Genomic DNA, 17093 nt, shown 5'->3' with positions numbered 1-17093 from the left:
CCCCCTTTTCTTTCTCTCCAGTTTATTATACGTCTTTTTTAGTTTAAAAAGGTTTTCAGCGCCGTTTCTGGCAAGAATGACACTTTCAGCTCTACACTCGCTCAAAAAATGCCCCAGGACGGATTTTGAGCTCCAATGAACACTTTTGTTCAAAGAAAAGAGACATATCATCGCTGTTTTTGAAAAATGCGTGCATTTATACAGGGTTCTCCCACCCAACCGTTTATAAACTCCCCAGCCCTCATAGTAACGGTGGTAAGATGGCGTTAGAAAAACTTGGGAAGGCCCTTAACAACGCCCTCAGGAAGCTCGCGCGCTCCGGAACAGTTGACGAGGCGACGATAAAGGAGGTAGTTAGGGACATCCAGAGGGCACTCCTGCAGGCGGACGTCAACGTCAAGCTCGTTCTTCAGCTCACGAAAACAATACAGAAGAGGGCCCTCGAGGAGGAACCGCCGGCGGGCGTCAGCAGGAAGGAGCACATAATCAAGATAGTCTACGAAGAGCTCACGAAGTTCCTCGGAACCGAGGCGAAGCCCCTTGAGATAAAGGAGAAGCCGACCGTTTTGCTCACCGTTGGTATTCAGGGTTCTGGAAAGACGACGAGCGTGGCAAAGCTGGCGAGGCACCTTCAGAAGAGGGGCTATAAAGTGGGCGTCGTCTGCTCCGATACCTGGCGTCCCGGAGCGTACCACCAGCTCAGACAGCTCCTCGACTCCTACGGGATAGAGGTCTTCGGCGACCCCAACGAGAAGGACGCGGTCAAGCTCGCAAGGGAAGGGGTTGAGCACTTCCGCGAGAAAGGAGTTGACGTCATAATCGTGGACTCCGCCGGAAGGCACAAGGAGGAGAAGGGCCTCATCGAGGAGATGAAGCAGATAAGCGAGGCCATAAAGCCCCACGAGGTCATACTCGTCATAGACGGGACCATCGGCCAGCAGGCCTACAACCAGGCGCTGGCCTTCAAAGAAGCCACTCCAATAGGCTCGATAATCGTCACGAAGCTCGACGGTTCGGCCAAGGGCGGTGGAGCGCTTTCCGCCGTTGCCGCAACGGGGGCGCCGATTAAGTTCATCGGTGTCGGCGAGAGGATAGACGATTTGGAGCCCTTTGACCCCAAGCGCTTCGTTTCAAGGCTTCTCGGCCTTGGAGACATCCAGGGACTCCTTGAGAAGATTGAAGAGCTCCAGAAGCAGCAGGAATTCAAGGAAGAGGACGTTGAGAAGTTCCTCAAGGGCAAGTTCAACCTCAAGGACATGTACGCCCAGCTCGAGGCGATGCAGAAGATGGGCCCGCTCAAGCAGATACTCCAGATGATTCCCGGCCTTGGCTATTCGCTCCCCGACGAGGCAATTCGCGTTGGGGAGGAGAAGCTCAAGAGGTACCGCGTTATAATGGACTCGATGACGGAAGAAGAGCTTGAGCATCCGGAGATAATCAACTACTCCCGCATAAAGAGGATTGCCCGGGGTTCGGGCACAAGCACGTCTGAAGTCAGAGAGCTTTTAAACCAATACAACCAAATGAAAAAGATGTTCAAGAGCATGAACAAGAGGAAATTAGCTAAGATGGCCAAGAAGTTCAACCTCGGGGGGTTCGGGGTATGATTGAGGCCTTCGTGCTGGTGGTTGTGAAGCCCGGAAACGAGGAGAAGGTCTACGAGGAGCTCAAGAAGGACCCGCGCGTTAAGGAAGATTACAGGGTCTATGGGGAATACGACATAATACTTAGGGTTGAGGTGCCCACGATAGAGGACCTCGACAAGTTCCACGATGAGGTTCTCAGGAAAATTCCGGAGATAGAGATGACCGAAACGCTGATAGCGAGCACCTACCGGGGGTGAAGGGGTGAATCGGTGGGTCGCGACTATTGACCTCGAAACCCTTGAGGTCGAGTCCGACCCATCCTTCAAATTTAAGTGCGTTGAAAACTGCGGGAAGTGCTGTGAGGAGCTTGAAATCCCCCTTCGGGATGAGGACATCGCCAAGATTGAAGAGCTGGGCTATAACGCCTGGGAGTTCGTGGACTACGAGAAGCTCTTCTACCGTGGGGATAAGTTCCTCGGCTACGCCCTGAAGAAGAGACCCTTCGACGGGGCGTGCGTTTTCCTTGACCCAGAAACGAAGAGGTGCAGGATTTACAACCACAGGCCCCTGGCGTGCAGGCTTTATCCTTTCATCTTCGTCAAACACGGAAAGAAGATGGAGATTTACGTAAAGGAGGACTCGTTCTGCCCTGGAATCAACCATCCCGAGGGGGAGCCCATCACGAAGGAGTTTCTCCTGAGGGAATACGGTGACGTCATAGAGGAGTACCGGCGCAAGGTTCTCGGGTGACCGAAACGTATTTATACATTTTCTTGTTAAACAACGGGCACGCGGAGGTGAGAGAATGAGCCAGCTGAAGTCCGTCCAGGAGAAGCTCAGACTCATCAGGGTTTTGAGGCTCCTCAAGAAAAGCTACACATACGAGGAGCTCTCGAAGATAACGGGACTGCCCATAACCGTCCTGAACAGGTACGTTCGCGGGAAGGTTCTGCCGAGCGCCGAGAGGACGAGGGAACTGCTAGAACTCCTCCTGCCCTACATAAACCTCGAGGAGGAGGTAAAGAAGAGGATAAAGTTCGACGAGAGGGGCTTCTTCGACAACATGCCGGTGCTCAGCGACACGGCCCTGATGAGCCTCATAGCCGAAGAGGTCGCCGGGAGGTACCTCGACAAGGACGTCGACAAAGTGCTCACTGCCGCAACCGACGGTATTGCCCTCGGCGTCCACATAGCCAGGGAACTTGGTGCGGACATAGTCTACGCCAAGAAGAAGAAGGAAGTCGGTGTTGAGAAGTTCTACGAGGTCAGCTACGTTCCCAGTGCCTCCGGAACCGTTATGACCCTGTACCTTCCCCAGTGGGCACTCAAGAAGGGCGAGAACGTTCTCATAGTGGACGACGTGATAAGGAGCGGAGAAACCCAGAGGGCCCTTGTGGAGATGACGAGGCAGGCCGGAGCAAAGCCGATAGGAATGTTCTTCCTCGTGAGCGTCGGCGACATCGTTGAGAAACTCCAGGAAGAATACGAGTTCCCGGTTGAAAGCCTCATAAGGTTGGATTGACATGAAGGGGTTCATCTACAACGCCGAGGGGCTGAGCCTGCCGATAGAGTTCGCCCCCGGCGTTCCCTTCAAGTTTGAGTGCGGTGAGGAGGAGTGTGGGAAGAGGGTCGTCATAGAGGGCGTTGTCGTTAAGGTCGACAGCGACGAGTTCACGAGGGTTCTTGAAAGAACAGTCGAAGATAGCCCGGACTTCAAAAAAATCCTGGAAATAACGGCGAGACGCTACGTTTTCAGGGGAAAGGTCAACGGAAAGGAAGTGGAGCTTCCAGTTGAGAGCTTCGAGGACTTTGCAAAGCGCTTCCTTGACGAGGTGTTAGTCCTCAAGGGCTAACCTTGGTTCTTCCTTAACCACCTGCATGGCCACGCTCGTGTTCGTTTTCTCAACCCCATCCAAGGAGAGAAGCCACTTCACGAAGCGGTTCATGTCCGCCCTGTCCCTGAACTTCGCTATGACGAAGATGTCAAACTCGCCCGTTATGTCGTAGACCATCATCGCCCGGGTTTTCTCGGCTATCTTCCTTTCTATCTCCGCTATCTTTCTTCCCTGCGCCTTGATTCCAATCAGCGCGGTTAGGCCAAAGCCGAGCTTCTCGTAGTCGAGAACGGGGGCGTAGCCCTTGATAACCCCCTCCTCTTCGAGTTTTTTGATTCGGTTGTAGACCGTGCCAACGGCAACGTCGAGTTCCCTCGCTATCTCCCTAAACGAGAGGCGGGCGTTCTTCTGGAGGAGCGAGATTATCTTGAGGTCCAGCTCGTCAACCATGCCCTTCACCACCAAAAGTAAACCGTAAACTTTAAATACTCTTCTCCGGGAGGGAATAGCGGGCAGTGGACCGGTAGCCTAGCCAGGATAGGGCGGCGGCCTCCTAAGCCGCAGGTCCGGGGTTCGAAGCCCCGCCGGTCCGCCATAGAAACTTTTGCTTGGCAAAAGTTCATCAAAGTTCGTGGTTCTCCTCCAAAGTGTAACCCAAAAGTGTGCACTCTTGAATGTAATCTACACTGGAATTCGCTTCACCGGGGCCTTACAGTGGAAGTTTACTCTGAAAGGCGCTCCTTCAGAGCGCGGAAAAGTGTAAACCCAAACAATAAAATGCCCCAACCCAGAGAATTCCAAAGCCAAAAGGCTCTCTGAAAGCACAAACACACAAAAAGTCCCTGTTAAGAGAATCACGAACTTTGAGTGGGCTTTTCCAGACTTGTTTGCCCCTTAGAGTTCCGCCGTACTCAATTCCAAGGGCCGTTAAAAAGTTCTGTCGGCACCTTCGGAAACCGATGCCCTAATGGCCACCAGCGGAACTTCCCGACCGCATGGAAGAAGCAGAATCCCACCAACAAAACCAAAGGAGGTGATAGAGATGATAGAGGACGCACTCCTGCTCTACCTTGAGAGCATGCACAGGGAGAAGAGGGTCAAGAAAAAGAAGGGACGCCTTCCCTTCTGATGCCCCGAGCCCTCCCAATACCCTTTTGTGAAACCCAAATGCCCCGAAACGTTTAAATACCTTGAAGCTTTTAGTTTCTTCAGGTAAGAAAAAATGGGGGTGATACCATGGTGTACGTGGCGGTTCTGGCGAACATAAACGGAAACCTTCCCGCTCTGGCGAAGGCCCTCGAGAAGATTGAGGCCCTCAAGGAAGAAGGTTATGAGATTGAGAAGTACTACGTCCTTGGAAACGTGGTCGGCCTCTTCCCGTACCCGAAAGAAGTTCTTGACACGCTCGACGACCTCATCAGGAACAACGTCGTCAAGGTCATCCGCGGTGAGTTCGACCAGGTCATAGCGGCCAGCGACCCGCACGCGGAGGGGCCCGACTACATTGACAGGCTGGACTACCCAGACTACATCAAGAAGGCCCTGAAGTACACGTGGGAGAAGCTTGGTCACGATGGCAGGGAGTTCATCAGGGACCTGCCGATTTACCTCGTGGACAAGATAGGCAAGAACGACATCTTCGGCGTCTATGGAAGCCCGCTCAACCCCTTCGAGGGCCAGGTTCTCCCGGACCAGCCGACCAGCTACTACGAGGCCATAATGAGGCCAGTCAAAGACTACGAGATACTCTTCGTGGCGTCGCCGAAGTACCCGGTCAACGCAATGACGAGGTATGGAAGGGTAATCTGCCCAGGAAGCATAGGCTATCCGCCGGGCAAGAACCACAAGGCAACCTTCGCGCTGGTTGACGTTGACACGCTCCACGCCAAGTTCATCGAGGTGGACTACGAGAAGGAAAAGAAGCTCATCGAGGAGAAAATCAAGAAGGAAGGTCTTCCTGAGGAACTAATCAAGATTCTCTACCGCGGGAAGGTCTGATTCCTCATCCTTTTTTGAAGCCAATGTAGAAGCCCGCGACGAAGGCGCTGGTTCCAGGAAGGATTCCCACGACCTTCTGACTGAGGCTGACCACCTGCTGGGTGATGCTACCTGTCAGGTTGAATAGCTTGTCTGTGTTTATTGTTATCACGCCCTTCTGCTGGAGGTAGAACAGGCTCAGGACGTAGGCACCGATTATAGCCATCGCCAGCTTCATGAGTTTCTTGAGAGCGTATCCGGTGATGAATCCAACGAGGGCTCCAACGCCCATATCTCCAAACATGCCACTCACGTTGAAATCCATAATCACCACCGAGGTTCCTTAGGAAGCGAACGTATAAAACCTTATCCCCAAAAGGCTTAAATTACACGCCTCCAAAATATTTACAAGACGTAAAACAGGTGGGAGCATGACGACGCCGATAGAGAGGTTGAGGAATAAGGTTACGAAAGAGGTGCTCTGGCTCTACATACTCCGGCTCCTCGAGGAGAGGCCGATGTACGCCTACGAGCTCAAGGAGCGCATAAAGGAAGCCTTCGACTTCGAGCCAGCCACCGTCAGCTCGTACGTCGTCCTGTACAAGCTTGAGAAGGACGGCTACGTCACCGCCGAGTGGCAGGAGAGCGAAACCGGAAAGCCGGCCAGAAAGTACTACAAGCTCACGCCGAAGGGCGAGGAACTGCTAAAAGAGGGAATAGAGTTTCTGGAAGAAACGCTGAAAAAGTTGAAGAAAACCTAATCAGCGTCCGCCACCGCGCGGTTCTCTGGCCTTGGGGCGAAGCCCCTTGTAACCACACTTTCTGCACTTCTTTGCGCCCCACGGGTTGGTGGCGCCACAGCGCATGCAGATAAGCTTCCTGAAGATTCTTGCTTCAGCCTCGGGGAATCTCGCCATCTCAACCACCTCAAATGACCTTGACGGGTTTCGTTCAACGGGGAACTTTTAAAGGTTTGGTGCGGGGGACGGGATTTGAACCCGCGAAGCCCTGCGGCACCGGATCTTAAGTCCGGCCCCTTTGGCCAGGCTCGGGCACCCCCGCGCGAGGGGAAATACAGGGGGAAAGTTAAAAACCTTCCCCTCAGGTCCTCACAATCCTCATCTCGAAGTCCTCAACGGGAACCTTGAAGTCCTCCCTGCTCTCGATTTCCTTCCTGTTGTAGAGTATCTCCCTTGCGAGTATCCAGTAGATGAGCGCGAGGGCCTTCCTACCCTTGTTGTTGGTCGGGATTGCGAGGTCAACGTAGCTGAGGAAGTTCTCAGTGTCAACGAGGGCAACTATCGGTATTCCAATCTCAACGGCCTCCTTCATGGCCTGGTGGTCGGCCCTCGGGTCGGTGACGATGATGACGTCCGGCTCGAAGAAGTTCTTGACCTGCGGGTTGGTCATGGTTCCCGGGAGGAAACGGCCTGGAATGGCCCTGGCACCGGTGACCTCGCCGAACTTCTTGACGGGCTTCTGGCCGTAGAGCCTGACGCTGACAGCGAGGATGCTCTCCGGGTCGAACTTGGCCAGGAACTTGCCAGCGACCTTGAGCCTCTCGTCGGTCTTCCTAACGTCGAGGACGTAGAGGCCATCCTGCCTGACGCGGTAGATGAACTTCTTCATGTCCTGGGTCTTCTGCTGGGTGCCGATGTGGACACCCGCTGCCAGATACTGGTCGAGTGGAACGAGATACTCCTCCATTTCCTTCACACCTCCTCATCCTTCAAAGGTTATTATCCTGCCCCTTTCACCCAAATCCTCAGCTATTCTTATCAGCTCGTTCAGCCTGGCGATGGAGTTCGAGTGGAGCACCATCGCCGGGCAACGGAAGCCCACCGCGAGGTGGGCGAGGGCCTCATCGGAGGACTCATAGCGAGCCTCCGAGAGGATTGGAACAATTCTCTCCGACTTGGCGTCGTTTATGAGGTTGTACAAGTCGGTGAGCGTGCCCAGGTTTATGGGTTTTATGGAGAGCGCGTTGTAGTAGCGCCTGTCGAGTATGTCCTTCTCGCGGAAGAGGTACTCGCCGTCAACGAAGACCCCGTGGGTTCCGGCTATGAGCTCAAGGAAGAGCTCCTCACCGCCAATGGGCTTTATGTAGGCAACGTTGTTGTCCTCAACCGTCGAGAGGACGGTCTCTATATCGAGCTCCTTCTTCTGGACGAGTCCGAGGGCAACCTCAAGGCCGAGCTCGTCGGTGGCCTTTTCGGTGGCCTTTGAGTAGGCCTCAACGGTGTTGCCCTCAACGTTCTCAAGGACGCTGTTGAAAGCGTCAACGACGTCGGTAATCTCCATCAAATCGCGAACCATGACGTAGTAGTCGAACTCCTCACCCCGACCGAGCTCAAGGATTGGGACGGGCAACTCGGTGGTGAAGGTTCCACCAAGGTAGCTGTAGAGGGGAAGGTTCTTCTCGCTCGCGGCTGCCTTTGCGGTGGCTATCGAAACCGCCAGCGCGGTGTTAGCTCCAATGTGTCCGAAGTTCTCGGTCCCGTCTATCTCCCAGAGGTAGCTGTCTATGAGTTCCTGCTCAGTTGCGTCAAAGCCTATCAGCTCGGGCCCGATTATCTCATCAACCTCACTCACAGCGCGATGAGCCTCGGCTATGTAGAGGCTCGGGTTCTCGTCTATCGGCGAGGCAAACCGCCCAAAGCCCGAGCTGGTTATGACGTCTACCTCAACGGAGTACTTCCCACCCCTGAGCACTGCAACCCTGCCGATTACGTTCTCTATCACCGTCATCGTTCATCAGCTCGGCCTTATTACGGTGAGCGGGATTATTCCCTTCTCGAACTCCATCAAGGCAGCTTGAAGGGGAGTTATTCCCTCGGGAACGTCTATCAGCACGGGGGCGCCCATCGCTATCTGGAGAGCCCTCGCACCGATGATGCGGGCCTTCTCAAAGCGGGTGTACTTGAACATACTTACCACCCCTTCCTTCCACACCTTCAAGAGAGGTTTTTTCAGTGAACGGAATGTTGGTGGGGCCGCCGGGATTTGAACCCGGGTCTCCGGCACCCCAAGCCGGGAGGATAGACCAAGCTACCCCACGGCCCCGCCCAGAATTGCGGTTTTTAGTAGACTTTATAAACCATTACCTGGTCGATGAGCTCCACGTGGCTGAGGAGCGTTCTCCTGCAGCAGTACCTCTCGACGCCGAGGTCGTCGAGGACCTTACCCGGGTCTTCCCCGGCCTCAACCCTCTTCTTGAACTCGTAGTACTTGTCTGCCAGCACCTTTCCGCAGGTGAAGCACCTGACGGGGACTATCATTTCCCACACCTCAAATTGTTAAAGGGGAGGCATCAACGGTAGGACTTCTGCCTCTTGGCCCTCGGACCCTTGGTCGAGCGGTTGGGCTTGTGGGGCTCGGTCCTCCTGCTGTCGCCAACGAGCATAGTCCTGTCGTACTTCATAAACTTTTCCTTGAGGTTCATGTCGTTGGTCCACTCGACGAGAGCCCTGGCTATGGCAACGCGCGCGGCCTCGGCCTGACCCATGAAGCCTCCGCCCTCGACCTTGACGTCGATGTCAACCTTGCTGACTATCTCCTCGCCGGCAAGGATGAGCGGTTCCATGATGGTGAAGCGCGCTATCTCGGGCTCGATTATCTCGACGGGCTTGTGGTTGATTCTCACCCTTCCCTTTCCTTCCCTTATGGTGGCCCTCGCTATAGCGGTTTTCCTCTTTCCAGCAGTCTGGATGACCCTCATCTTTCTCACCTCAGAACTTTCCACCGAGGAACTTCGCCACTTCACCAACGGTGACGTACTTCGGCGTGGCAAGCCTCGACATGTGGGCCTCGCTTATGGTCTCAAGCTCCTTGCCCTCGAACTCCTTGGGAACGCCGACGTAGACCTTGAGCCTCCTGAAGGCCTTCCTTCCGCGGTCGGTCTTCCAGGGGAGCATGCCCCTGACGGTTCTCCTGACTATCTCGTCGCTCCTCTTCGGGTAGAACGGACCCCTCCTCGGGTTGGTTCTGGTTCTGAGCTCGGTCCTCTGCTTGTACTTGGCAAAGATGTCCTCGCGGTTTCCGGTGATGATGGCCTTCTCGGCGTTGACTATGACGACCTCTTCGCCCTCGAGGAGCATCTTGGCAACCTTCGAGGCGAGCCTTCCGAGTATGAGTCCTTCAGCGTTAATAATCCTCATGGCCCATCACTCCATTATGATTACTCCACTACCCTTCGGGTTTCTCTCCATAAGCTCCTCGATGGTGATGGCCTCGCCACCGGCCTCGACAATCTTCTTCTTAGCGGTCTCGCTGAACTTCCAGGCGGCAACGGTGACCTTGTGCTCGAGCTTTCCGGCTCCGAGAACGCTTCCCGGAACGATGACGGTGTCGCCCTCCTTGGTGTAGCGGTTTATCTTGCTGACGTTGACTTCAGCCCTCTGCCTCCTTGGCCTCTCAAGGCGCCAAGCGATGTCCTTCCAAATCTTAACTCCCTCTTCGTTCGACTTCTTCCTGAGTGCCCGAATGAGCCTTCTCAGGTTGATGTCGGTGGGACCGGTTCTCTTGACCATGAACATACCTCCTCAACGCTCTCGCAGGGAAACCGACAGGTGGACGGGGTGAGCGTTATGGTGCGGGGGCGGGGATTTGAACCCCGGAACCCCTACGGGACGGGACCCTGAATCCCGCGCCTTTGGCCAGGCTCGGCTACCCCCGCGTCAGTCGGCTAATTTATGGAGTTCGTTTATAAATCTATCGCTCTTCCTCATGAGTATCTTGAGCGCTATGCTCACGATTTCCTCAACGGGGAGCTCTCCGTTTGTTTCCACTGTAAAGACGAACGTTCCAGGCACTACCTCTTCCCTAATCTTCTCGCCCTCGTAGGCCTCGAACTTCCTCGGCAGGTAGAAGGCCTTGGTGGTAGTTATGACAATCTCATCCTTCTTCTCCTCAACGGGCAAACCACGCCTCTCGGCGAGCTCCTTGAGCTCTTCCCACTCGGGAACGTCCTTGCTCACGTGGATTTTCGTCAGGTACTTGTAGTAGACGAAGCCCGGCTGCCACTTGGCGTGGTCCTTTCCGCGTCCGAGCTTGGCGTAAGCGTTGAGCGTGAGTTTCTGCCCCTCGGCGAGCTTGACTATCGGAATGTTCGGGTTGGCAGGCTTTATTCCCTCGTCACTGCTCCTGAGGTCGCCGGAGTAAACCATACCTGGCCCCTCTGCCTCAAGTGAGAGGGTAACGGTGTAGTCGTCGAGTTCAAGTGCGTCGAGCGAGAACCTCTCAACGGGTGTCGTGAGGGGAATCATGGCCAATCGGTGGGCGATTATCTCGTCGAATAAAGCGGAGTCGTTCTCGAAAAACTCTACCTCGTCAACGGCGAAGGTAGGAACCTCAGCGAGAATCGTCCTCCTAAGGGCGTTGGCAAAGGCGACGTCTATGCCGCTAACGATGAACTTTATCGAGTCCTCCCTCTTTTCAAGAATTTCAAACTTCGGCTCCATTTGCATCACCAAAAAAGAAGTTGTAAAGGTCAGACGCGCCTACCGCGCCTACCGCCCTTGGGCCTGGTTCCGTCGTGCGGTATCGGGGTAACGTCCTCGACGCGCCCTATCTTGAGGCCAGCCCTCGCGAGGGCCCTGATTGCCGCCTGAGCACCGGGTCCGGGGGTCTTGCTCTTGCTTCCTCCGGGGGCGCGAACCTTGATGTGAACACCGACGAAGCCCTTCTCCATGGCCTCTTCAGCGGCCCTCTTGGCGGCAATCATGGCCGCGTACGGAGAGGGCTCGTCCCTGTCGGCCTTGACGACCATACCACCGCTCCACCTGGAGACGGTCTCGGCCCCGGTGAGGTCGGTGATGTGGATGATGGTGTTGTTGTAGGAGGAGTAGATGTGGGCAACTCCCCACTTCTCCTTCTTCTTAAGGTTAACCTGCTGCTGGGTTTCCTCGCTCATGCCTCACCACCCTGCTTGGCCTGTTCAATAACCATCCTCTCGGGGTGACCCTCCTTCGCGAAGGGGGAGTTCTTGGCGTAGGTTATCGTGTCCTCCTCCTCGCGGAGGACGAGGTAGCCGGGTGAGCGGATTATCTGGCCGTTGACCTCGATGTGGCCGTGGACTATGAGCTGCCTGGCCTGCTTGATGGTCCTGGCGAGTCCCTTCTTGTAGACGATAGTCTGGAGGCGCCTCTCAAGGACGTCCTCAACGGTGAGCGAGAGGACGTCATCAAGAACGGCGTCGGCCGGGAGAAGGCCGAGCCTGTGGAGCCTCTGGAGGAGCTGCTGCCTCTCGATTTCGGCCTGCTTACCGCGGGCGGCGAGAAGGCGCCTCGCCCTACGCCTGAACTCCTTGAGCTGGGTCTCGTGGCGCCAGAGCTCCTTCTTGTTCTTGAGGGCGTACTTCCTCTTCAGAACCCTCTCGCGGTCGAGTCTCTCCTTAATCCAGGGGTGAGAGGGAGTTTCGTACTTCTTCCTCTGCCTCTTCGGGTCTCCCATTTACACCACCTCACTTCTTCCTCCTGCTAACGCCGACAGTGGTTCCGTGCCTGAAGTTCGACCTGGTTCTCTGACCGCGGAGCGGCAGGCCGAGCTCGTGCCTTATACCGCGGTAGGCGCGTATTCTCCTGAGCCTGTTGATGTCCTCACGCCAGGCCATAACGAGCTTAGCTGTAATGAGGTGCATGTCCTTGCCAGTCTCGTAGTCCTTCGGCCTGTTGACGGCCCAAGCCGGGATTCCGTGGGCAACGGGGTCCTCGAGGATTTTCTCTATCAGCTTGACCTGCTCGTCGGTGAGGTAGCCGGCCTTCATGTAGGGGTCGAGCCCTGCAACCCTGAGCACCATCGTGGCGAAGTTTATTCCTATTCCCTTAATCCCTGTCAGTGCCCATCTCAACTGCTTGTGTCCATCCAAATCAACGCCCGCAACGCGGACTATGTGCCTGAAGTTCTCGGTCATTACGAATACACCTCCCATCCCTCTTGGGAATCAAAGGGATTTTGGCGCCGGGACGGGGATTTGAACCCCGGCGGGCAAACGCCCACGGGCTCTCAAGGCCCGCGCCTTCCCAGGCTAGGCAATCCCGGCGTACACGCGGTAACCGCTCCCCTTCGCGAGCTCTCTCACTTCGGTGAAGGTCTCCTCCATGAGGGCCTTAATATACTTTGCCCCCTGCTTCGTCTTAATCACCAGTTGCAGGAGGCCACCATCGTTGAGATGCCGGGGAGCGTTTATAACTATTTCCCTCAGGACTTCCTTTCCCACGTGCACGGGGGGATTGGTGATGATTGAGTCGAATTTTTCGCCCTTAACGGGCTCGTAGAGGCTTCCCCACCTGACCTCGGCGTTTCTAACGCCGTTGATTTTTAAGTTTTTCCTCGCTATGCTAATCGCTCTCCTGTTCACGTCGGTCATGACGACGTAGTCAACGAAGCGCGATGCAACTATCCCGATTGCCCCGTAGCCACAGCCCAGGTCAAGAACGCGCCAGTTCCTATCGAGAACCATGTTCTCTATGAGCAACTCCGTCCCCCGGTCGAGCTTCCCGAAGGAGAAGACACCGCTCGCAGTGATGAACTTGAAGCAGTGGCCCCTAAGGCAGACCTCTATCGTCTTCGTCCTCAGCGGAACGTTCGGCTCCTCGGAGTAGTAGTGGCTCATGTGCGGTGCTTCGTTGAGGGGTTTATAAAGATGCACGCGGACTCATGCCCCGGCGGGTAGTTTCTCCAGCGCTATTGCTCATCGATTCCCACACCATGAGCTTTCAACCTTAACCAACCGATTAGCGTCCCGAAGGGCAAAAACATCGTTGTAAAGATGTACAGGAGCCCAAACATAGTCAGCAAAGATTCCCGGATAAACGAGGCACTGTAGTTCCCCGTTATTATCATCAAAGCAACCACCATCCCAAGTCCATAAAAGACGGCATAAAACAAGCGTCCAGCCCCAATTTCGGCGTGTTTTATCTCCAGCAGTCCCACCTCAATGAGTTTCCGTGTTATCTTGTAGTCTTTTTCAGAGACAACCGCGAAAACTATCCCCGCCAGCCCGCTGATGATTACGTTATCAATTACAAATAGGTACAGCCCCGAAGTAATGGCAACAAAATTCACAACGGCCCGGATTTTGAGTACCCTGTCAGATATCACATATTTGTGCGCCATCATGGAGTAGTACCAGCCGGCCGCAACAAAAACATAAAGAGCCATTGAAACACTCTTTTCCAAGCTAACACCGGAGAAGTATGAAATCATGAATAGGGGAATTGACGCCGAAAGCTCACTCAAAAAGTTCTGCCAGGAGTAAGTGATTTTCTCAGGCGTCTTATTCTTGCTATAAAACACCGAGGCTAGGAACATCATGGAGGAGCCTACTGCAAAGAGAGCTCCGAGCACCTTGACGAGGGAAACGAACGAAGTTCCCGGTTTTGCAAAGACCAGATACATAAGCCCGAATAAGAGCACACTGAACCCAAACGAGCCCAGGAAAAAGACGAGATACCTTAAGCCCTTGGATTTTAAGAGCCCAGACTTTCTCCATTTATCCGGTTCCTTCCGAAGAACATGGGCCAGAGTATAGAGAAGCGCCAAGACGACCCCAAACAAGAAGCTTTCTTCCCATGGAAGCGAAAGGAAGTAGTGAAACATGACTGCCAGAAAAACCGTCCCAAGAAGAAAGTTTAGGAGGAGACGAGGGTCATTCCAGCCCATATACATGCCACCTTGCTACGATACGCTAAAACGTTTAATAAAAGTTCAGGAGGGCCAGCACAGTCAAGGAATCAATCTTCTCGCCTTCAAAATTGACCCATTGAGGAGAAAAATAATTCGAAACTTAGCCCTTTAGAAGGGAGCTACCAACTTTGATGAAACTTTGCAAAGCAAAGTTTGGGGGTGTGGGGGCGTTAGCCCCCCGGAGGTTTGGAAGAAAACGGGGTTGTGGGGCGAAGCCCCACTCCGGGGGTTTGAGAGTACAGGAAGCTTTTGGAAAAAGCTTCACCAAAAGTTAGTAGCTCACTACCAAAAACCCATTCCAGGGATTTTGTTCACAAAATTGCATAATGCTCAAAGGGGAAGAATCCAAATTGTTCCTCTCAAAAAGGGTTTACTCTCTTCCCGACGCCCGAAGGGCGTCAATTTAAATTTAAACCCACACTAAAAGGCATTCAATATAATCCCATCCAAAAAGAGCCATGTTAATTGAGAAAATCCTTAAAAAATGAACTTTAGAAGGGAGCTACCAACCTTGATGAAACTTCGCGCAGGCGAAGTTTCTACCACAGCTTCGGATACCAGTCCCTAGGCATGAAGACCTTGTCAACGTCAACCGCTATACCCTTGCTCCTCTGGAGCATCTCACCGCTCGTCATCGTGGCCTTTCCAAGTGCCACCAGCTCATCCTTGAGGGTCATTATCGCAACGAGGTCGCCCTTCTTTATGCCCTTGTGGAGCTTGACTATTCCCGGAACGGCCAGGTCCGCGCCGTGCGTTACGGCAGAAACGGCAGAGTCCCTTATCCACACCTTGGGCAGATGCTCAACGGCCTTTTCCATCGGCTGTATCGCCTTCCTGAAGTACTCCTCAATGCCGTCCTCCTTCCAGAAGTGGTAGTAGTCCACCAAGTCGTGAAGCGTTACCAGCGTCTCGTCCTCCTTGAAGGGACCGCTTCTGGTACGGCGCAACTCTGCCATGTGCGCTCCAACACCCAAGGCCAGGCCCATGTGGTGAATCAGCGAACGTATGTACGTTCCCGCCTCGACGCCAACGCGGAAGAGCACGTCCCTGCCGTCTATCTCGAGCACATCGATGTAGTAGACCTTCCTCGTCCTCAGGCGCCTCTTTACGGCACTCCTCAGCGGCGGCCTCTGGATTATCTCGCCCTGGAACTCCTTCATAACTGCGAGGATTCTGTCCTCAGGAACGTCACCGTGAAGGTGCATCAAAGCTACGTACTCCTTACCGGCAGGGAGGAGCGCCTGAACGACCCTCGTGGCCCTCTCAAGGGCAACCGGCAAAACGCCGCTGACCTTGGGGTCGAGGGTTCCGCCGTGACCTGCCTTGCTCAGGTTGAAGAGCTTCTTAATCCACGCGACAACTTCGTGGCTCGTCGGCCCCGGCGGCTTGTCGAGGTTGATTATGCCGAACTGCATGTGCATCTCCATCGGCCTCTTCTCGGGCGGAAAGCCCCACTTCGGGTTCGTCTCGGCCTTCTCGTCCTTAATCAGTACCTCTCGCTTTATATCCGCTGGAAGGATTCTCCTCACTTCGTCCCTCGCCATGAGCATCACCTATGGGTCTTCCAACGCTTTGATAAAGTCCTCCTTGCTTATTTGAGCAAGTCTCAGGACTCCCATCAACGTACCAGCTTTTAACTCTTTGTGAAGCGGGACCACAGTTCCTATTTTCCTGCCGTCAACGTATTTAACGAGGACAACGTGGCTACCCCTCTGGCGGGACACCTTGAAGCCGAACTTTTTGGTGAGCACTTTAACGACTTCTTCACCCGAGAGCCTTGGCAACTTCGACATGGAAATCGCCCACGAACTTTACCCTCTTCAGTTCATTCCTCAGCTCCGGAAACTCCTCAAGGTACAGCTCAACGGCCTCTTTGAGGTTCTCAATTGCCTCCTCTATTGTCTCCCCCTGAGTCGTAACACCTGTAAAGACCTCCCGAATGACGTAAATGCCCTCTTCCTCCCAGATGACGGCATGGAGTTGCACCTCACTCACCCCCCATAGAGTTTGAGGCCAGACTTAATAAACTCACCTAATACCTGAAGCGGTACGTGAAAACCGGCCAGTTTGGAAGGTATTTGCCCACAGAATGGCGAAACTATCAGGGACCGAGAAGCGTTAAGAAACTTATTGGAAGAAGAGTGAGGGAAAGCCCTCACTCAAGGCTTATGCCGGCCTCTTCGAGGGCCTTCTTTATCTCCTCGTCGGAGGCACCGCGCTCGATGTTGACCTTCTCCGGAAGGGGCTCGAGGTGCTTGACGTTCATCCTCCTGCGCTTGACCTTGTTGAGGCCAGCACCGGTGACGAGGACGAAGTTCTTGTCGATTATGTCGGCAACGACGACCTTCTGTCCGGCCCTCCTTCCGGCAATAACGACGGCAATCCTTCCGACCTCAATAGCTGGCATTCATCCCACCTCCTTCTTTTTGTTTTCCGGGTTTTCACCCGACCCCGCGTCGCCGTCGGGGTAAAGGTGGTCGATGGCGGCCTTCACAATCGCGAAGACCCCATCGGGACCCCATTTGGCAGTGTTTATGATTAAATCGTAAATTGATTTGTCCTCGATGTCGATACCGTAGAGGTTTAAATACCTTTTCCTGTTCCCCTTCTCCCTCTCGGCAATCTGAACGAAGGCCTCCTCGACGGAGACGCCTTCCCTTCTTGCAACCCTCTTGGCCCGCTCCATTATTGGAGCGTCGAGCCATATCTTAAGGTCCGCGTTCTTGACCATCCATCCGGCAAGCCTGCCCTCAATGACGACATTACATTCCTTGGCTGCCTCGACCTGCCTCCGGTCAACTTCCCTGTCTATCTCTGGGTGGAGTTCGACGTACTTCTGAAACTCCTCAAGAGTCATTCCCCTTTCCTTAGCCATCTGCCGGAATATCAATCCGGCGTAAACGTGCTTGAAGCCATAATGCTTGGCAAGGTTCCGGCAGAGGGTGGTGGTTCCGGAACCGGCCAGGCCACTGACGGTTATGACGAGGCAGCCCTTCGGCATAGGCGCACC

Annotated in this window: 28 protein-coding genes and 5 tRNA genes; 8 read left to right on the top strand and 25 right to left on the bottom strand. The window is 54.4% G+C overall.

Going from position 1 to position 17093, the window contains the following annotated elements; genetic code table 11:
* Positions 1–260: 260 nt before the first annotated feature.
* From BD01_RS10670 to BD01_RS10650, 5 genes are read left to right on the top strand one after another with little or no spacing between them, the layout of a single operon-like run.
* Positions 261–1607: a signal recognition particle protein Srp54 gene (locus tag BD01_RS10670; RefSeq protein ID WP_042692915.1), complete on the top strand. Its 1347-nt coding sequence runs from the start codon at positions 261–263 to the stop codon at positions 1605–1607.
* Positions 1604–1843 carry an Lrp/AsnC family transcriptional regulator gene (locus BD01_RS10665; protein WP_042692912.1) on the top strand — a complete coding sequence of 80 codons (240 nt, stop codon included), beginning with the start codon at positions 1604–1606 and terminating at the stop codon, positions 1841–1843. The genes BD01_RS10670 and BD01_RS10665 overlap by 4 nt, the downstream gene beginning before the upstream one ends.
* Positions 1844–1847: 4 nt before the next feature.
* Entirely contained in the window at positions 1848–2336 is a 489-nt protein-coding gene (locus BD01_RS10660; RefSeq protein WP_042692909.1) for a YkgJ family cysteine cluster protein, read from the top strand.
* Between the two features lie 55 nt (positions 2337–2391).
* Positions 2392–3108 carry a phosphoribosyltransferase family protein gene (locus tag BD01_RS10655; protein ID WP_042692907.1) on the top strand — a complete coding sequence of 239 codons (717 nt, stop codon included), beginning with the start codon at positions 2392–2394 and terminating at the stop codon, positions 3106–3108.
* A gap of 1 nt (position 3109) precedes the next feature.
* Positions 3110–3439 (top strand): hypothetical protein, encoded by a 330-nt coding sequence (locus BD01_RS10650; RefSeq protein ID WP_042692905.1) that lies wholly within the window; start codon positions 3110–3112, stop codon positions 3437–3439.
* On the opposite strand, the gene BD01_RS10645 is transcribed toward BD01_RS10650, so the two are convergent.
* Entirely contained in the window at positions 3422–3871 is a 450-nt protein-coding gene (locus tag BD01_RS10645; protein WP_042692902.1) for an Lrp/AsnC family transcriptional regulator, read from the bottom strand. The genes BD01_RS10650 and BD01_RS10645 overlap by 18 nt on opposite strands.
* Positions 3872–3938: 67 nt before the next feature.
* On the opposite strand from BD01_RS10645, the gene BD01_RS10640 reads away from it, so the two are divergent.
* A tRNA-Arg gene (locus BD01_RS10640) sits at positions 3939–4016 on the top strand.
* Positions 4017–4657: 641 nt separating this feature from the next.
* Positions 4658–5419: a metallophosphoesterase family protein gene (locus tag BD01_RS10635; RefSeq protein ID WP_042692901.1), complete on the top strand. Its 762-nt coding sequence runs from the start codon at positions 4658–4660 to the stop codon at positions 5417–5419.
* A gap of 4 nt (positions 5420–5423) precedes the next feature.
* Here the strand turns inward: BD01_RS10635 and BD01_RS10630 are convergent, their stop codons facing one another.
* Complete coding sequence (locus BD01_RS10630; protein ID WP_042692899.1) at positions 5424–5723, bottom strand: FUN14 domain-containing protein; 300 nt, start codon at positions 5721–5723, stop codon at positions 5424–5426.
* Between the two features lie 106 nt (positions 5724–5829).
* Here BD01_RS10630 and BD01_RS10625 point away from each other — a divergent pair, with 106 nt between their 5' ends.
* A complete protein-coding gene (locus BD01_RS10625) occupies positions 5830–6159 on the top strand; it encodes a PadR family transcriptional regulator (protein ID WP_042692896.1) in 330 nt (109 codons plus the stop codon).
* Here BD01_RS10625 and BD01_RS10620 read toward each other — a convergent pair whose 3' ends face one another.
* From BD01_RS10620 to cmk, 23 genes are all read right to left on the bottom strand, one after another.
* Positions 6160–6315, bottom strand: coding sequence for a 50S ribosomal protein L40e (locus tag BD01_RS10620; RefSeq protein WP_014122450.1), 156 nt, complete (start codon positions 6313–6315; stop codon positions 6160–6162). It abuts the gene before it with no gap.
* A gap of 57 nt (positions 6316–6372) precedes the next feature.
* A tRNA-Leu gene (locus BD01_RS10615) sits at positions 6373–6460 on the bottom strand.
* 39 nt (positions 6461–6499) lie between these two features.
* Positions 6500–7105, bottom strand: a complete 606-nt coding sequence (gene rpsB, locus BD01_RS10610) for a 30S ribosomal protein S2 (RefSeq protein ID WP_042692893.1) — start codon at positions 7103–7105, stop codon at positions 6500–6502.
* 15 nt (positions 7106–7120) lie between these two features.
* A complete protein-coding gene (locus BD01_RS10605) occupies positions 7121–8146 on the bottom strand; it encodes a hypothetical protein (protein WP_042692892.1) in 1026 nt (341 codons plus the stop codon).
* A gap of 6 nt (positions 8147–8152) precedes the next feature.
* Positions 8153–8326, bottom strand: coding sequence for a DNA-directed RNA polymerase subunit K (locus BD01_RS10600; RefSeq protein WP_042692889.1), 174 nt, complete (start codon positions 8324–8326; stop codon positions 8153–8155).
* A gap of 57 nt (positions 8327–8383) precedes the next feature.
* Positions 8384–8461, bottom strand: a tRNA-Pro gene (locus BD01_RS10595).
* 17 nt (positions 8462–8478) lie between these two features.
* A complete protein-coding gene (locus tag BD01_RS10590; protein WP_011250450.1) occupies positions 8479–8676 on the bottom strand; it encodes a DNA-directed RNA polymerase subunit N in 198 nt (65 codons plus the stop codon).
* A 32-nt stretch (positions 8677–8708) separates the two neighbouring features.
* Positions 8709–9116 carry a 30S ribosomal protein S9 gene (locus BD01_RS10585; RefSeq protein WP_015859569.1) on the bottom strand — a complete coding sequence of 136 codons (408 nt, stop codon included), beginning with the start codon at positions 9114–9116 and terminating at the stop codon, positions 8709–8711.
* Between the two features lie 10 nt (positions 9117–9126).
* Positions 9127–9555 carry a 50S ribosomal protein L13 gene (gene rplM, locus BD01_RS10580; protein ID WP_014122445.1) on the bottom strand — a complete coding sequence of 143 codons (429 nt, stop codon included), beginning with the start codon at positions 9553–9555 and terminating at the stop codon, positions 9127–9129.
* 6 nt (positions 9556–9561) lie between these two features.
* Complete coding sequence (locus BD01_RS10575) at positions 9562–9927, bottom strand: 50S ribosomal protein L18e (RefSeq protein WP_042692884.1); 366 nt, start codon at positions 9925–9927, stop codon at positions 9562–9564.
* 58 nt (positions 9928–9985) lie between these two features.
* Positions 9986–10073: transfer RNA gene (locus BD01_RS10570), tRNA-Leu, on the bottom strand.
* Position 10074: 1 nt separating this feature from the next.
* Positions 10075–10857: a DNA-directed RNA polymerase subunit D gene (locus tag BD01_RS10565; RefSeq protein ID WP_042692882.1), complete on the bottom strand. Its 783-nt coding sequence runs from the start codon at positions 10855–10857 to the stop codon at positions 10075–10077.
* 29 nt (positions 10858–10886) lie between these two features.
* Positions 10887–11309 carry a 30S ribosomal protein S11 gene (locus tag BD01_RS10560; protein WP_042692880.1) on the bottom strand — a complete coding sequence of 141 codons (423 nt, stop codon included), beginning with the start codon at positions 11307–11309 and terminating at the stop codon, positions 10887–10889.
* Positions 11306–11848, bottom strand: coding sequence for a 30S ribosomal protein S4 (locus BD01_RS10555; protein WP_042692877.1), 543 nt, complete (start codon positions 11846–11848; stop codon positions 11306–11308). The genes BD01_RS10560 and BD01_RS10555 overlap by 4 nt, the downstream gene beginning before the upstream one ends.
* Before the next feature lie 10 nt (positions 11849–11858).
* Positions 11859–12308 carry a 30S ribosomal protein S13 gene (locus BD01_RS10550; RefSeq protein WP_015859575.1) on the bottom strand — a complete coding sequence of 150 codons (450 nt, stop codon included), beginning with the start codon at positions 12306–12308 and terminating at the stop codon, positions 11859–11861.
* A gap of 42 nt (positions 12309–12350) precedes the next feature.
* A tRNA-Ser gene (locus BD01_RS10545) sits at positions 12351–12437 on the bottom strand.
* Positions 12423–13010 (bottom strand): class I SAM-dependent methyltransferase, encoded by a 588-nt coding sequence (locus BD01_RS11200; RefSeq protein WP_084606355.1) that lies wholly within the window; start codon positions 13008–13010, stop codon positions 12423–12425. The genes BD01_RS10545 and BD01_RS11200 overlap by 15 nt, the downstream gene beginning before the upstream one ends.
* A 71-nt stretch (positions 13011–13081) precedes the next feature.
* The gene (locus tag BD01_RS10535) at positions 13082–14059 is read right to left on the bottom strand and encodes a hypothetical protein (protein WP_042692872.1); all 978 of its coding nucleotides are present in this window, start codon (positions 14057–14059) and stop codon (positions 13082–13084) included.
* Between the two features lie 563 nt (positions 14060–14622).
* Positions 14623–15627, bottom strand: a complete 1005-nt coding sequence (locus BD01_RS10530) for an RNA-guided pseudouridylation complex pseudouridine synthase subunit Cbf5 (RefSeq protein ID WP_042692869.1) — start codon at positions 15625–15627, stop codon at positions 14623–14625.
* Positions 15628–15636: 9 nt separating this feature from the next.
* Entirely contained in the window at positions 15637–15876 is a 240-nt protein-coding gene (locus BD01_RS10525) for a type II toxin-antitoxin system HicA family toxin (protein WP_042692866.1), read from the bottom strand.
* Positions 15848–16069 carry a type II toxin-antitoxin system HicB family antitoxin gene (locus BD01_RS10520; RefSeq protein WP_042692863.1) on the bottom strand — a complete coding sequence of 74 codons (222 nt, stop codon included), beginning with the start codon at positions 16067–16069 and terminating at the stop codon, positions 15848–15850. Before BD01_RS10520 ends, BD01_RS10525 begins: the two co-directional genes overlap by 29 nt.
* Before the next feature lie 169 nt (positions 16070–16238).
* A complete protein-coding gene (locus tag BD01_RS10515) occupies positions 16239–16490 on the bottom strand; it encodes a 50S ribosomal protein L14e (protein WP_042692860.1) in 252 nt (83 codons plus the stop codon).
* Entirely contained in the window at positions 16491–17084 is a 594-nt protein-coding gene (gene cmk / locus BD01_RS10510; RefSeq protein WP_042692858.1) for a (d)CMP kinase, read from the bottom strand.
* Between the last annotated feature and the right edge of the window lie 9 nt (positions 17085–17093).

Source organism: Thermococcus nautili (assembly GCF_000585495.1).
In the GTDB taxonomy this organism is placed as follows: Archaea; Methanobacteriota_B; Thermococci; order Thermococcales; family Thermococcaceae; genus Thermococcus; species Thermococcus nautili.
The sequence above is the reverse complement of the archived record's forward strand: the minus strand, read 5'-3'. Positions and strand labels throughout refer to the sequence as shown.

Excerpts from the sequence above, each read along its gene's own strand:
- BD01_RS10635 (WP_042692901.1), top strand. The coding sequence starts at position 4,658 with ATGGTGTACGTGGCGGTTCTGGCGAACATAAACGGAAACCTTCCCGCT.
- BD01_RS10600 (WP_042692889.1), bottom strand. The coding sequence starts at position 8,326 with ATGTTCAAGTACACCCGCTTTGAGAAGGCCCGCATCATCGGTGCGAGG.
- BD01_RS10585 (WP_015859569.1), bottom strand. The coding sequence starts at position 9,116 with ATGAGGGTCATCCAGACTGCTGGAAAGAGGAAAACCGCTATAGCGAGG.
- BD01_RS10605 (WP_042692892.1), bottom strand. The coding sequence starts at position 8,146 with ATGACGGTGATAGAGAACGTAATCGGCAGGGTTGCAGTGCTCAGGGGT.
- BD01_RS10575 (WP_042692884.1), bottom strand. The coding sequence starts at position 9,927 with ATGGTCAAGAGAACCGGTCCCACCGACATCAACCTGAGAAGGCTCATT.
- BD01_RS10530 (WP_042692869.1), bottom strand. The coding sequence starts at position 15,627 with ATGGCGAGGGACGAAGTGAGGAGAATCCTTCCAGCGGATATAAAGCGA.
- BD01_RS10535 (WP_042692872.1), bottom strand. The coding sequence starts at position 14,059 with ATGGGCTGGAATGACCCTCGTCTCCTCCTAAACTTTCTTCTTGGGACG.
- BD01_RS10645 (WP_042692902.1), bottom strand. The coding sequence starts at position 3,871 with ATGGTTGACGAGCTGGACCTCAAGATAATCTCGCTCCTCCAGAAGAAC.
- BD01_RS10550 (WP_015859575.1), bottom strand. The coding sequence starts at position 12,308 with ATGACCGAGAACTTCAGGCACATAGTCCGCGTTGCGGGCGTTGATTTG.
- BD01_RS10565 (WP_042692882.1), bottom strand. The coding sequence starts at position 10,857 with ATGGAGCCGAAGTTTGAAATTCTTGAAAAGAGGGAGGACTCGATAAAG.
- BD01_RS10515 (WP_042692860.1), bottom strand. The coding sequence starts at position 16,490 with ATGCCAGCTATTGAGGTCGGAAGGATTGCCGTCGTTATTGCCGGAAGG.
- rpsB (WP_042692893.1), bottom strand. The coding sequence starts at position 7,105 with ATGGAGGAGTATCTCGTTCCACTCGACCAGTATCTGGCAGCGGGTGTC.
- BD01_RS11200 (WP_084606355.1), bottom strand. The coding sequence starts at position 13,010 with ATGAGCCACTACTACTCCGAGGAGCCGAACGTTCCGCTGAGGACGAAG.
- rplM (WP_014122445.1), bottom strand. The coding sequence starts at position 9,555 with ATGAGGATTATTAACGCTGAAGGACTCATACTCGGAAGGCTCGCCTCG.
- BD01_RS10650 (WP_042692905.1), top strand. The coding sequence starts at position 3,110 with ATGAAGGGGTTCATCTACAACGCCGAGGGGCTGAGCCTGCCGATAGAG.
- BD01_RS10625 (WP_042692896.1), top strand. The coding sequence starts at position 5,830 with ATGACGACGCCGATAGAGAGGTTGAGGAATAAGGTTACGAAAGAGGTG.
- BD01_RS10555 (WP_042692877.1), bottom strand. The coding sequence starts at position 11,848 with ATGGGAGACCCGAAGAGGCAGAGGAAGAAGTACGAAACTCCCTCTCAC.
- BD01_RS10590 (WP_011250450.1), bottom strand. The coding sequence starts at position 8,676 with ATGATAGTCCCCGTCAGGTGCTTCACCTGCGGAAAGGTGCTGGCAGAC.
- BD01_RS10655 (WP_042692907.1), top strand. The coding sequence starts at position 2,392 with ATGAGCCAGCTGAAGTCCGTCCAGGAGAAGCTCAGACTCATCAGGGTT.
- BD01_RS10620 (WP_014122450.1), bottom strand. The coding sequence starts at position 6,315 with ATGGCGAGATTCCCCGAGGCTGAAGCAAGAATCTTCAGGAAGCTTATC.
- BD01_RS10665 (WP_042692912.1), top strand. The coding sequence starts at position 1,604 with ATGATTGAGGCCTTCGTGCTGGTGGTTGTGAAGCCCGGAAACGAGGAG.
- BD01_RS10630 (WP_042692899.1), bottom strand. The coding sequence starts at position 5,723 with ATGGATTTCAACGTGAGTGGCATGTTTGGAGATATGGGCGTTGGAGCC.
- BD01_RS10560 (WP_042692880.1), bottom strand. The coding sequence starts at position 11,309 with ATGAGCGAGGAAACCCAGCAGCAGGTTAACCTTAAGAAGAAGGAGAAG.
- cmk (WP_042692858.1), bottom strand. The coding sequence starts at position 17,084 with ATGCCGAAGGGCTGCCTCGTCATAACCGTCAGTGGCCTGGCCGGTTCC.
- BD01_RS10670 (WP_042692915.1), top strand. The coding sequence starts at position 261 with ATGGCGTTAGAAAAACTTGGGAAGGCCCTTAACAACGCCCTCAGGAAG.
- BD01_RS10525 (WP_042692866.1), bottom strand. The coding sequence starts at position 15,876 with ATGTCGAAGTTGCCAAGGCTCTCGGGTGAAGAAGTCGTTAAAGTGCTC.